Annotated in this window: 13 protein-coding genes; 8 read left to right on the forward strand and 5 right to left on the reverse strand. The window is 66.6% G+C overall.

The genetic code is table 11. The annotated features are described in order from the left end of the window. Positions 1 to 3: 3 nt before the first annotated feature. Both MRY84_RS18320 and MRY84_RS18325 read left to right on the forward strand, forming a co-directional pair. A complete protein-coding gene (locus tag MRY84_RS18320) occupies positions 4 to 867 on the forward strand; it encodes a DUF2189 domain-containing protein (RefSeq protein WP_291507140.1) in 864 nt (287 codons plus the stop codon). Between the two features lie 109 nt (positions 868 to 976). After that, positions 977 to 1162 carry a hypothetical protein gene (locus tag MRY84_RS18325; RefSeq protein ID WP_291507130.1) on the forward strand — a complete coding sequence of 62 codons (186 nt, stop codon included), beginning with the start codon at positions 977 to 979 and terminating at the stop codon, positions 1160 to 1162. Positions 1163 to 1212: 50 nt separating this feature from the next. Here the strand turns inward: MRY84_RS18325 and MRY84_RS18330 are convergent, their stop codons facing one another. Beyond that, on the reverse strand, positions 1213 to 1893 hold the full coding sequence (locus tag MRY84_RS18330; RefSeq protein WP_291507131.1) for an arylesterase: 681 nt from the start codon (positions 1891 to 1893) through the stop codon (positions 1213 to 1215). Between the two features lie 15 nt (positions 1894 to 1908). On the opposite strand from MRY84_RS18330, the gene MRY84_RS18335 reads away from it, so the two are divergent. Then, complete coding sequence (locus tag MRY84_RS18335) at positions 1909 to 2610, forward strand: ABC transporter ATP-binding protein (RefSeq protein WP_291507132.1); 702 nt, start codon at positions 1909 to 1911, stop codon at positions 2608 to 2610. A gap of 141 nt (positions 2611 to 2751) precedes the next feature. Then, the gene (rlmB, locus tag MRY84_RS18340; RefSeq protein ID WP_291507133.1) at positions 2752 to 3498 is read left to right on the forward strand and encodes a 23S rRNA (guanosine(2251)-2'-O)-methyltransferase RlmB; all 747 of its coding nucleotides are present in this window, start codon (positions 2752 to 2754) and stop codon (positions 3496 to 3498) included. Between the two features lie 30 nt (positions 3499 to 3528). Here the strand turns inward: rlmB and MRY84_RS18345 are convergent, their stop codons facing one another. Beyond that, positions 3529 to 6525 (reverse strand): hypothetical protein, encoded by a 2997-nt coding sequence (locus MRY84_RS18345; RefSeq protein WP_291507134.1) that lies wholly within the window; start codon positions 6523 to 6525, stop codon positions 3529 to 3531. Between the two features lie 280 nt (positions 6526 to 6805). On the opposite strand from MRY84_RS18345, the gene MRY84_RS18350 reads away from it, so the two are divergent. Continuing rightward, complete coding sequence (locus tag MRY84_RS18350) at positions 6806 to 7972, forward strand: ABC transporter substrate-binding protein (RefSeq protein ID WP_291507135.1); 1167 nt, start codon at positions 6806 to 6808, stop codon at positions 7970 to 7972. Positions 7973 to 8029: 57 nt separating this feature from the next. On the opposite strand, the gene MRY84_RS18355 is transcribed toward MRY84_RS18350, so the two are convergent. Both MRY84_RS18355 and MRY84_RS18360 read right to left on the reverse strand, forming a co-directional pair. Continuing rightward, entirely contained in the window at positions 8030 to 8644 is a 615-nt protein-coding gene (locus MRY84_RS18355) for a chromate transporter (protein WP_291507136.1), read from the reverse strand. Further along, positions 8641 to 9240 (reverse strand): chromate transporter, encoded by a 600-nt coding sequence (locus tag MRY84_RS18360; protein WP_291507137.1) that lies wholly within the window; start codon positions 9238 to 9240, stop codon positions 8641 to 8643. Before MRY84_RS18360 ends, MRY84_RS18355 begins: the two co-directional genes overlap by 4 nt. Positions 9241 to 9515: 275 nt before the next feature. Here MRY84_RS18360 and MRY84_RS18365 point away from each other — a divergent pair, with 275 nt between their 5' ends. After that, the gene (locus tag MRY84_RS18365; protein WP_291507138.1) at positions 9516 to 10361 is read left to right on the forward strand and encodes a fumarylacetoacetate hydrolase family protein; all 846 of its coding nucleotides are present in this window, start codon (positions 9516 to 9518) and stop codon (positions 10359 to 10361) included. A gap of 32 nt (positions 10362 to 10393) precedes the next feature. Here the strand turns inward: MRY84_RS18365 and MRY84_RS18370 are convergent, their stop codons facing one another. After that, positions 10394 to 10678, reverse strand: a complete 285-nt coding sequence (locus MRY84_RS18370; protein WP_291507139.1) for a DUF6150 family protein — start codon at positions 10676 to 10678, stop codon at positions 10394 to 10396. A gap of 286 nt (positions 10679 to 10964) precedes the next feature. Here MRY84_RS18370 and MRY84_RS23190 point away from each other — a divergent pair, with 286 nt between their 5' ends. Then, a complete protein-coding gene (locus MRY84_RS23190) occupies positions 10965 to 11687 on the forward strand; it encodes a cation:proton antiporter (protein WP_363317564.1) in 723 nt (240 codons plus the stop codon). 23 nt (positions 11688 to 11710) lie between these two features. After that, positions 11711 to 12265, forward strand: a complete 555-nt coding sequence (locus MRY84_RS23195; protein WP_363317566.1) for a cation:proton antiporter — start codon at positions 11711 to 11713, stop codon at positions 12263 to 12265. The last annotated feature ends 166 nt before the right edge of the window (positions 12266 to 12431 follow it).

Consider the following 12431-nt stretch of genomic DNA (forward strand, 5'->3'; position numbering starts at 1 on the left):
CGCATGACTACCACCTCCTCGCATTCCGCCACCAGTTCCTCTGAGCCCAGCGATGCCGCCACGGTCGCTGCATCGCAGACGCGCACCACGGCCCCGCCCATCGCCCTGCGGCGGCTGGGGCCGGCCGACCCTTTCCGGTGGCTGGCCAAGGGGCTGCGCGATGTGCGGGCTGCGCCGGGCATCTCGGTGTTCTATGGCGTGTGTTTCTGGTGCATGGCGCTGTTGCTGGGTTGGGTGTTTCGCACGCGGCCCGAGTACACGATGTCACTGGCCAGCGGTTGTCTGCTGCTCGGGCCTTTCCTGGCCATGGGGCTGTACGACACCAGCCGACGGCGCGAGGCGGGGCTGCGGCCCGAGTTGAGCTCCTCCCTCACCTGCTGGGACAGCCACATGGGCAGCATGGGCATGCTGGTGCTGGTGCTTGTAGTGCTTGAGTTGCTGTGGGGGCGGGCTTCGCTGGTGGTGTTTGCGGTGTTCTTCAACACGGGAATGCCCTCCACCACGGGTGTGCTGCAGGCTGTGTTCAACCCGCAGAACTGGAGTTTCGTGGCGGTGTATGCGCTCGTGGGCGGCGTGTTCGCGGCCTTGGTGTTCTCCACTTCCGTGGTGTCGATTCCCATGATCCTCGACCGTGACACCGATGCGCTGACGGCGGGCATCACGAGCATGCGGGTGGTGCTGGAGAACCCGTTGACCATGCTTGTCTGGGGCGCATTGATCACTGCGCTGGTGGCCGTTTCACTGTGGTTCTGGGGTGCGGGTCTGCTTCTGGCGGGGCCGGTGCTGGGTTTTGCCAGCTGGCATGCCTACCGCGCGGCGGTCGAGCCAGTGCCGCCCGTCGAAGGGCTGGCAGCGACAAGCGTATGAAACAACCGGCCGCCGCGCTCCCCACAGCGCGGGTCGCGGCCCCCAGGGGCGCCGCGGCGAAAAAGGGCCATGCTGTTACAGTGGGCCTCAACTTCAGGAAGCAACTACCTTGGCAACACCGAACTACGGATACGAAAAGCGCCAGCGCGAACTCGCCAAAAAACAAAAGAAAGAGGAGAAGCTGAGGGCCAAGGCGCAGCGCAAGCCGGACGATCCGCAGGTTGGGCAACCTGCCGATGGACAGCGGGGCGACGATGAGGCCGCAGGGGCCGGCCGGCCCGATCCCGCGGCCTGAGCGGCCATTGCCGCGCGCAAGGCCCGGCTGGCCGCATTGTTTGCCGAGCGCTATGGCAACAACTTCTTGAGCTCTGGCCAGACGTTGGCCAGCATCTGGGGGTGCGCTTCGGCGCGGGGGTGGATGCGGTCCGGCTGGAACAGGCGGGTCGGGTCGGCCCCGTCTGCCACACCCTTCAAGAAAAATGGCACCACCGCGGCGTTGTGGGCCTTGGCCACGGTGCTGAACAGCCCTGCAAAGCGGTTGGCATAGTCGGTGCCGTAGTTGGGGGGTACCTGCATGCCCACCAGCAGCACCTTGGCGCCTGCTTTCTGCGCGGCCTGGGTCATGGCCGAAAGATTCTCCTCAGTGTTCTTCAGCGGCAGCCCGCGCAGCGCGTCGTTACCTCCCAGTTCAATCACCACATGGGTGGGTTTGTGCTGGGCCAGGAGGGCGGCCAGGCGGGCGCGGCCGCCCGCGGTGGTTTCGCCGCTCACGCTGGCATTGACGATGGTCGCGCTGAGCTTTTCTTGCGCCAACTGCTTTTCGAGCAAGGCCACCCATCCCGTGCCCCGCGCCAGTCCGTATTCCGCGCTCAGCGAGTCGCCCAGCACCAGGATCAGCGCGGGGCGCGCCAGCGCCGCGGCTTTCTTGGCAGCCGGCTGGGCCATGGCGTGCGGGGCTGAAAGCCCCAGCAGAACTCCGATGGAAGCGCTCAGGATAAAGTGGCGCCGTTGCAGATCGCGTATCAAAGTAAAGAACCTTTCATGTCCGAATTCTCCACGCCGCCCGAGCCCCTTTCTGCCCCTCCCATCATCGCCGTGGAGCATGTCTTTAAGTCGGTGACGGATTCCACCGGAACCCTCGACATTCTGCGGGATATCGATTTCCGTCTGGCCGCCAGGGAAACCGCCGCCATCGTGGGGGCGTCCGGCTCGGGCAAGAGCACCTTGCTGTCGATCATTGCGGGGCTCGATACGCCGACGCGCGGCACGGTGCGACTCGATGGCCATGACATCTTCGCCATCGACGAGGACGCCCGGGCTGCTCTGCGTGCGCAGAAGGTGGGCTTTGTGTTCCAGAGCTTTCAGCTCATGGGCAATCTGACGGCGCTAGAGAACGTGATGCTGCCCCTGGAACTGGCCAACCGGCGGGACGCCCGCAAGGCCGCGGCCGACATGCTGGCCCGCGTGGGGCTGGGCCAGCGCCTGTCGCACTACCCCAAGGTGCTGTCCGGGGGCGAACAGCAGCGCGTGGCGCTGGCGCGGGCGTTTGTGGTGCAGCCGGCCGTGCTGCTGGCCGACGAGCCCACCGGCAGCCTCGACTTTGCCACCGGCGAGACCATCATGAAGCTCATGTTCGACCTCAACCGGGAGCAGGGCACGACGTTGGTGCTGGTCACCCATGACCGCGCCATTGCCGAGCAGTGCGAGCGGCGCATCACTATTGAAGCTGGGCGGGTCGTGTAAAGCTGCCGCTGGCAGGTGGAGACAGGTGGGAACCCGCGGTTTGCGTGTTTTTGGGGTCTTGCGCTTACGCAGCAAGCGCCAGCAGCTATTAAATTGATAGTTTTGCCGAGCCAGTCCCCCCCGACAGCGGATAATCCCACCATGTCCAGCCCCAAAGTTCTCTTCGGCTTTCACGCCGTGGGCGTGCGTCTGAAGACCGCGCCACAGTCCATCATCGAGATTTATTACGAAGCCACGCGGCGCGATGCCCGCATGCGCCAGTTTCTCGATCGCGCCCGCGAGGCCGGAGCCCGCCTGATTGAAGCGGACAGCGTGCGCATCGCCAAGCTGGCTGGCAGCCATGGCCACCAGGGCGTGGCGGCGCGCGTGGAGCCCGTGGCCCAGGTCACGTCGCTGGACGAACTGCTGGAAAACCTCGAAGCCGATGGCATCGAGCAGCCCCTGCTGCTGGTTCTGGATGGCGTGACCGACCCGCACAACCTGGGCGCCTGCCTGCGCGTGGCCGACGGTGCGGGCGCGCATGCCGTGATTGCCCCCAAGGACCATGCCGTGGGCATCAATGCCACGGTGGCCAAGGTGGCCAGCGGAGCCGCCGAGACCATGCCGTACTTCATGGTCACGAACCTGGCGCGCACGTTGAACGAGCTCAAGGAGCGCAACATCTGGTGCATCGGCACCAGCGACGATGCCCCCAAGACCATCTACCAAGTCGACCTGAAAGGCCCCGTGGCCCTGGTGCTGGGCGCCGAGGGCGACGGCATGCGCCAGCTCACGCGCAAGACCTGCGACGAGCTGGTCAGCATCCCCATGAAGGGTGCCGTCGAGAGCCTGAATGTGTCGGTCGCCAGCGGCGTGTGCCTGTACGAGGCGCTGCGCCAGCGCACCTGATACCGTTCTTGATCCCGTCCGGGCGCCGGGTCATATCTTCCCCCGCCGGTAGCGCAGGCGCGCGGCCACCAGCAATAGCAGCGCAGCCAGCGCCAAGGCCGCAGACTTCGAAAGCGTGGGGATGGATTGCGCGGGCAATACCGCCAGCCCCTGGGTGGCCGTGTTGTCGGACAGGATCGCATCGCCTGCGGCGGCGGTACTGGCCACCATCACCATGGGTCCGACGGTCACAGGCGTGCCCGACACGCTGCAGATGACGGCGGCGCCCGCCGGCACAGTGTCGCCGGCCACCCATGCGGCACCGTTCAGCAAGCAGCCCGTCTGGCTCAGGCCCGGGGGCAGGCCAGAGTCGATGGCGCAGCGCGTGCCACCCACCGCGTCCAGAAGCCCCGCGTTGGTACAGGAAAATGTCCCGGAATAGGGCTGCCCAGAAATCGCCTGCAAGGGCATGCCCGACAAACTGATCGCCATGTTCACCACCGCGATGGTCGTGGTGGCCGTCGCGCTGTTGTTGCCGGTATGGACGTCGCCCGGGGTGGCCACCGTGGTGGTGACGGGCACTTGCCCCAGGGCAGGCGCCTGGTAGCTAAAGCTCAGCGACAGGATCTGCCCGTCGGCCAGCGTGGGGGGCAGGCCCGAGAGGGACACTGCACAGGTGGCTGTGTCGAAACCGACCATCGTTACGCCCGGCGGAGCGCTCGCCAGTTGCACCCCAAAGGGGCAATTCAGCGCTGCCCCGATGGCAATGGTGGGGGTCCAGGGGGAGGCTGGGGTGCCGCTCATGTTGGAAAACGATGCCAGGACGGTCACCGATTCGCCTGCCAGTGCCGTCAGCGGAGCGCTGGCGGTCGTTTCCAGATCCACTGGGCTGATCACCGTGGTGCCGGTGGCGGAATTGTTTGCGGGCACGTCGTCCGAGGAGGCGCCGGCCACCAAGGCAATGGCCGTGACCGATCCCCCTGCCGGGGCGGTGTACGAGAACGCCATGGGCGCCGCAGGATCGGCGCCAAGCACCGATGCGCCGCCTGCCAGCGTGGCCGGGAAGCCCGAGAACACATAGCGGCCTTGGCCCAGCGTGTCCACGCACGCGGCGGAAGCGCCGGTGGGCAGATTGGCAAAGCTCACCACGGTATCGGCGCAGCTGCGATCCAGGGTCAGGCTGTACTGCAGCCCCGTGGCCATGTCGGTGCCGCGGTTCACGAAAGCCAGGCGCCCCTGCACCAGGGTGCCTGGCCTGGCGGCGGCTGGCACAAAGAGGGATGCCGCTGTATCCCGCAGGAGCGGGTCGATCCAGAGCTGACCGTTGGCGGCAGGGCTGGTGACGTACGTCCAGAGGTCCAGCCCCTTGGCGTCGCCCCACCCGCCGGTGGCCGCGCAGTCGGCGTTGGCATTGGCGCCTGGGGGCCACCAGCGGTACAGCTGTGGCGATGCGCCATGGACCAGCGTCGAATCCGCACCGCCCAGGGCTTGCGCGGGGTTGGAGGCCGGTGGTGGTGAACTGGGGCAGAGGGTTCCGTTCAGCTGGCCGACCAACGTGCCGCTGCGGGTGACGTATCCCCGATCATCAAAGTACACCGTGTTATTGCCGGCCTGCGGTCCGTTGAGTTTGGTGATGGTGGGGCCGCCGCCAAAGGTCGCCGTGGCGGTGCTGGTGCCGTCGCCATTGTTCTCGGTATCGATCATCGGCAAGTGGATCTCGCCCCCCCGCGCGAATGCGCGGTAGGCATAGGGCGTGGCGCTGGCGGGGAAGGGGTTGCCCGCGGCATCGTTGCCATCCCACGGTACGTCCTGGGTGCCCGTGGCGGCGATGTCCGTGATCACGGCGTTGGCCGTGTTGGCGGGGCTGAAATCGACGCCATCGCGGCTCACGACGATCTGGAAGGTGGAAGCTCCGGCGATCGAAAGGCGGAATGTACCGCCCGCGCCTGGCACGGTGCGCAAAACCCCGCTGGGCGGGCGCCCGGTGAATGTGGTGGCCGACAGCGAAGGGGATTGCGGCGTGAGCGGAATACGCAGCGCCGAGAGCACTTTGTCCACCTCGGCCGCGTGGGGCGCCGAAGGGGCAACGCTGCTGAAGAAAATCGGAAACTCCGGCCGCTGGGCTGACAGGCCGGGCGCCAGGTTCGTTACAAACGAGTCACTGCCGCGCACGCCCTTGTACAGGGGCTGCCCGTTGTCCAGAAAGCCCAGCCGGTTGGCATATAGCGCAAAGCCATTCGGATCGAGCCCCGCCAGGGCCTGCGAGTAGCGGTATCCGTCGAGCGTCACGTAGTCGTGGCGGGAATAGACGGGGCGGTTGTTCACCCCTGTGAAACCCAGCCAGGCATAGGTGAACAGGCGGCCGTGGAGATCGCTGAGGCTGCTGGCCGTTGCCCGCACCGTGACGTCCCAGGCGGCCACGGTGGAGGTGCTGGGCAGGGGGTTGAAGATGTCGGCGTTCAGGTTGGTGTTGCCGCTGGTGGCGGGCATGAACTGCACGCCATAGATCCCCGTCGCGGGTGCGCGGTAGGCGCAGGGTGCGAAACCGCCGGTGACGGTGGCGCTGCCGTCGGCGCTGTGGGGGCCTGCCAGTTCCTGGGCCCGCGAGCTCAGCTGTCCCAGGGTGCCTCCGCCAAAACTGCCGGCAGGCGGCGTGCTGGAAGCGCAGGAGAAGTCGGCGCTGGCCGGCAAGGTCTCGTCGCCCGGTGTGCCGAAATCCTGTGGGTTGTAGACCAGGATGTCGCCGCCCGTCGTGCGGTTGCTGGAGCCCAGCAGCACATACTCGCCTGCCTCGGCGTAGACATACAGGAAAGTGCGGCGATGGATCTTGCCCACATAGCGGTTGCCTGGCTGGAGGTCCAGGTTGGCGCGACATCCCCGGTTGAACGTGTTGGCGCACGTGCCGCCGCTGGTGGGGTAGGTGGAGGGGTACAGCGTGCGGCTGCCTTCTGCCCAGGCCAGTGAAACCATGCCCAGGCCGACGCACATACCCAGGGCCATGGCCCGAAGGGAGTTGCGGCGGTCACACCGTGGCAATCGGTTGAACATGCGAGAAGCTCCCGGTTCATGTCAGCAGCCACAAGCGCCAACCTGGAGACCACACCCAGCGGGGAAAACAGAGTCCCTCAAGACGCAGGTTGACGATGGGGCGGGGCACCTTGCCCACGGATGCTGCAATGGCATCCCAACCTAGAGCGTGCCCGGATATGGGATGCCACTGGTCCAGCAGCCCTGGTGGCGGGAGGGTATATCTGTCGCGAAACTGACACGCGCAAACGCGTCCCGGCTGTAGCCTGCGCCACCTTTGCACTATTTCGGGCGTATCGACATGAGCCGTAGACACTTTCTTTTGCGTGCCACCCAGGCGGTGGCGGCCACGGGCCTGCCTGCATGGGCCCACACGGCCAGGGCCGCCGAGGATGCCCTCACTGCGCGAACCATCCACCTGGGCTGCTCCATCGCGCTGACCGGCCCTTTGGGTCAGGCGGGTATCGAGCAGGTGGCCGGCATGAAGGCCGCGTTTGCCGAGGTGAATGCGGCTGGTGGCGTGCATGGCCGTGAAATCCGCATGGAGCCCCGGGACGATGGCTATGTGGCCAGCCGCACGCTCAAGAACGTGACCGAGATGGTGGAGTCGCAATCGGTGTTCGCGCTGATTTCCCCGTTGGGCACCGCTAACACGGCGTCGATCCTTCCGCTGGTGGAGTCCAAGGGCATTCCCACGGTGGGTCCGGTGACTGGAGCGACGTCGCTGCGGCTGCCCGAAAACCGCCACGTGTTCTTCGTGCGCCCCACCTACCGCGAGGAAACGCAGCGACTGGTCAAGCAGATCGTGGACATGGGGCTCAAGCGCATTGCCGTGGTCTACCTCGACAACCCCTTCGGCAAGGAAGTGCTGAAGGACATGGCCCGTGCGCTGGACGAGATCAAGGTGGAGCGTGCGGGCGAGTTTGCGCTGGCCGTGGATGGCAAGAACGGCGCGGAGCTGGCCGACAAGGTGGCGGCCGAGCGCCCGGGCGCGGTGCTGCTGGCGACCACGGGCACGGCCAACACGGCGTTCGTCAAGGCGTTCCGGACCAAGGCGCAGGGGGTGCCGCTCGCGGGCCTGTCGGTCACCGTCGTGGCGTCGGAGATGCCCAAGCTGGCGGCGGCCACGCGAGGGCTGGCCCTGGTGCAGGTGTTCCCGGATGCCACGACCCAGAAGTCGGTGGCAGTGCGCAAGTTCCAGGCCACCATGAAGGCGGTGGGCGCAGACGCGGCCTATCTGCAAAGCGGCAGTGCGCTTGAGGGCTGGGTCAACGCCCAGATCATGATCGAGGGCCTCAAGAACGCGGGCAAGGACCTCACGCGCGAGCGCCTGCGCGCCGGCCTGGCCAGCATCCGTTCGATGTCGCTGGGGGACTTCAACGTGGGCTTTGGCAGCAAGGCGCCCTACATCGGCTCCGACGCGATCTACCTGGCGGTGTACGCCGAAAACGGGCGGCGGATCAGCTGATCCGTCCACCGGCTTGCAGGGCCGTGTAACCGGCAGCAGCTGCGTCTGCGGCTGCGGCTACACCCAGCCCACAGCCCCCAGCACGGCACCGGCGCCCAGCATCCACAGCAGGTGCAGCTTGGTCCGCCACACCAGCACCACCGTCACTGCGCTCAGAAGCCATACGGGCCAGGCGGTGGCAGGGCTTCCATGGGCGCGGGTCAGCACCCAGGAGGTGGCCAGCAGGAGCCCAATGACCACCGGAGCCATGCCTTGCTTGAAAGCGCGAACCCCGCGGCGCTCGCGGTTGCGGTGGCCCCAGCGGGTCGCCGTCCAAGTCAGCAGGCTGCTGGGCAGCATGATGCCCAGCATGCACACCGCCATGCCCACGGCGCCAAGCAGCCACCCCGCGAGGCCCGGGCCGCCTGCGTTGAGGCCCACGTTCCAGCCGAGCAAGGCGATGAACAGCACGTTCGGGCCGGGCGCGGCCTGGGCGATGGCGATCGATGCGTTGAACTGCGGGTCCGTCAACCAGGCCTGGCGTTCCACCAGAAACCGGTGCATGTCGGGCGCGGTGGCAATGGCACCGCCCACCGCCAGCAGCGACAGTGACAGGTAGTAGAGGAACAACTGGAGCCAGTCGCCCGCACTCAGGGCCAGCAGGGGCGCGGTGAGGGTGGAGGCAGCATTCATGGCGCGAGCTTTCTCCAGGTCAGCAGGCAGGCGGCGCCCCCGATTCCCAGCAGTATCCAGAGTAGCGGCCACCGCAGCCACGCCATCGCCACGATGGTGAGCACGGCAAACGCCACACACAGCGGGCGCCCGAGCGGGTGGTTGGTGATCGATGCAAACAGCTTGATACCTACGCCGGCAATCAGCCCGGCGGTGACCGCGCCCATGCCGCGCAGCGCACCGGCCATGGCCGGGTGGCTGGCAAACTGCGCATAGACCGTTGCCAGGGCCAGCACCACGATCAGCGGAAACGTGAGCATGCCCGCCAGCGCAGCCAAGGCGCCGCGCAGGCCGAAGTAGCGGTCGCCAATCATGATGCTGAGGTTGACCACGTTGGGACCCGGCATGATCTGGGCCACTGCCCACTCCTCCACAAACTCCTCGTTGGTCATCCAGCGCTTTTTCTCAACCAGCTCGCGCTGCACCACCGCCAGCACGCCGCCGAACCCTTGCAAAGCCAGCCAGGTGAAGGACCAGAACAGATCGGCCGGGCTGCGGGGCTGGGGGCGAAGGGGCGCGGTCGGTGCCGGAGAGGAGAAGTCGGTGGCGGAGGCCATGGAAGATTTGGGTCAAAATGGCTTGCAGCGCTTGTAGGGAAAGCGCTGGCAGCTATGAAATCAGGAGTTGTATGCGTGGCGGATGGCCTGGCGCACAGCGTGCGATGTTACGCGCGCCCCGCGACTTGCGTTCGCGGCGGGCCTCGCGTTGCAGCAAGGCAGGGGTTGGCGATTTGCGTCACTGCTGGCTTGTGGAGATCGCTATGCTGTGTCAGCGAGGCCGTTGAAAGGACTGCCGGCCCCCGCCCCTCAACGAAGAACCAGGAATTTGTGCCATGAAACTCGTCCGCTACGGCCAGCCCGGTGCAGAGCGCCCCGGCTTGATCGACGCTACCGGCGCGCTGCGCGATCTGTCGATGCTGCTGCCCGACCTGGGACCCGCCCAACTCCACCCGCGCACCTTGTTGGCGCTGGCCGCCCTGGATGCCAGCCGCCTGCCGGCCATTGATGGCGCGCCGCGCCTGGGTTGCCCGGTGGCGGGCGTAGGCAAGATCGTGTGCGTGGGCCTCAACTACGCCGACCACGCCCGCGAGGCCGGCCTGCAGCCGCCTGCGGAGCCCGTCCTGTTCATGAAAGCCGTGACGGCGCTCAGCGGCCCCAACGATGACGTGCGCATTCCGCCCGGCGCCACCAAGACCGACTGGGAGGTTGAGCTGGGCGTCGTCATTGGCACCCGCGCGCATGACGTGACGGAGGCTGCAGCACTGCAGCATGTGGCGGGCTATGTGCTGGCCAACGACGTGTCCGAGCGTGCCTGGCAGATGGAACGCGGCGGCCAGTGGGACAAGGGTAAAAGCTACGACACCTTCGCCCCCATCGGCCCGTGGCTGCTGACCGCCGACGAGGTGCCCGATCCGCACACCATCGACCTGTGGCTGGAGGTGAATGGCCAGCGCGTGCAAAACGGCAGCACGCGCCACTTTATCTTTGGCGTGCCCACCGTGGTGTCATACATCAGTCAGTTCATGACGCTGGAGCCGGGGGATGTGATCCTGACCGGAACGCCTGCCGGGGTGGGCCTGGGGCAAAAGCCCGCTCCCTGGTTCCTCAAGCCTGGGGACGTGATGCGGCTGGGCGCCACGGGCCTCGGGGAGCAGATGCAAAAGTGCGTGGGGGGATGAGCTGTCCTTCACGAGGCTCGGTGGTTTGACTGCTATCCCAGCTTGCCGCGCAGGGGGTGTTCGCGGTTGCGCCAGCCTGCCTGCTCGGGAGTGTTGACCTTGAAAATTCTCAGGTCGGCCTGCGTGGCATGCTTGACGCGGAAGATCCTGAAGCTGGCCTGGTTGGGGTAGGCCACAAAGTGCCAGATGGCGTCTCCACTGGACTGCGTGAGGTAGGGCACCTCATGCCAGCACAGATCGGCCTGGGTTTCATAGGCCACCTCGCACACACGGGCGTCGGCTTGGTTTTCGTACTTCACTTCGAGGATGTTGGCCATGGGGTTCCTTTCTGATGCCGGGCCGGACGGGAGCTGGAAGCGAGGCCGTCAGGGTGCGCCGACTGTAAGTGCACCCGCCGTGCGCTTCCCCGTGAGGATGTCAACATTTGTGACAAGAACCGCAGGCGGCCGAGTGAGAGTGGCTCTGCTCTCCTTTGTAGCGCGGCCCCACGCGTGCTGCAAAGGTGGCGCCTGCTGACAGCACCGAACGCAGCTGACCGGCATACGTGGGAAGGCGTGGACGCCACAGTGGGCGGAATGTCTCCTGGTCCTGCCCTGCGCCTCCATGTCTGATGAGCTGATGCCCGCGATGGCCTTTGCCCTGGTGGGCCTGCTGCTCGTGGTCATGACGTTGACCAGCTCGTTCATTGCGCGCGTGCCGCTGAGCTCCGCAATCCTGTACTTGGCCGTAGGCGTGGGCATTGGGCCCTGGGGGTTGGGCCTGCTGGTACTGGACCCGATCGAGGACGCTTCGCTTTTGGAGCGCCTCACCGAGATTGTGGTGCTCATTTCACTCTTCACCGTCGGGCTCAAGCTCGAACTCCCGTGGCGCGATGGGCGCTGGCGCATCCCGGTGCAACTGGCCACGGTGTCCATGCTGATGACTGTGGGTGCCCTCGCAGCCGCTGGGGTGTGGCTCATGGACCTGCCGCTGGGCGTCGCCGTATTGCTGGGCGCCATCCTGGCGCCTACCGACCCGGTGCTTGCGTCGGATGTGCAGGTCTCGGATCCGCACGACCGCGACCGCTTGCGTTTTGGGCTGACCGGGGAAGGGGGGTTCAACGATGGCACGGCTTTTCCGATGGTGATGCTGGGCCTGGGGCTGATGTCCCTGCACGATCTGGGCGAAGGCGGCTGGCGCTGGTGGGCCATTGATCTGCTGTGGGCCGGGGCGGGCGGCCTGGCCCTGGGCTACGCGCTGGGTGCGGTGGTGGGACGGGCCATCCTGTACCTGCGCGTGCGCCGCCGCGAGGCCTTGGGGCCAGACGAGTTCATGGTGCTGGTCTGATCGCGCTGTCCTACGGAGTTGCCTTGCTGTGCCATACCTACGGGTTTCTCGCCGTGTTCACCGCGGGGCTCGCGCTGCGCCGTGTGGCCTCGTCGCCGACCTGCGCCCAGGGCGAAGTCTCCCCAGGGAGCCCCGTGGAGGCAGCGCAGGTGCCGGGGTACTTTATGGAATCGGTCGAGCGCTTCAATGCCCAGCTGGAGCGCCTTGCCGAGGTGGCTGTGGTGCTGGTGGTGGGCGCTTTGCTCGCAGTGGTGGACTTTCGCGCGGAGGTGCTTTGGTTTGTGCCGCTGCTGCTGTTCGTCATTCGGCCGCTGGCCGTGGCGGGCGGACTGCAGGGGTCGCTGGTGCAGCGTAGCCAGCGCCGCCTCATCGCCTGGTTTGGCATCCGGGGAATCGGCTCCGTGTACTACCTCATGTACGCCATCACGCACGGTCTGCAGCTGGTCGTCGCAGAGCGGCTGTTGTCGTTGACGCTGGCGGTGGTGGTTGCGTCCATGGTGCTGCACGGGGTGTCGGTCACGCCGCTGATGCGGCGGTACGAGCGGCGCAAGCACGCACCGCCCGCTGAGCGGCGTTGAAGCCGGGAGCGCTTGGCGGAAAAGCGCAGACTGCTATTGTTTCAGTAGCGATTGCGGCGATGGGAGTCGTGGTTACAGCCAAATGGTGTGGCACGCAACCTCGCCTGGAGTCAGGTTGATGTACTGCACCAGCCGGGGCTGGTTTCCCGTGTTCGGGCTGGGGCCA

Origin of the sequence: Acidovorax sp. (genome assembly GCF_022763525.1) — a bacterium.
Classification (GTDB): Bacteria; Pseudomonadota; Gammaproteobacteria; order Burkholderiales; family Burkholderiaceae_C; genus Acidovorax.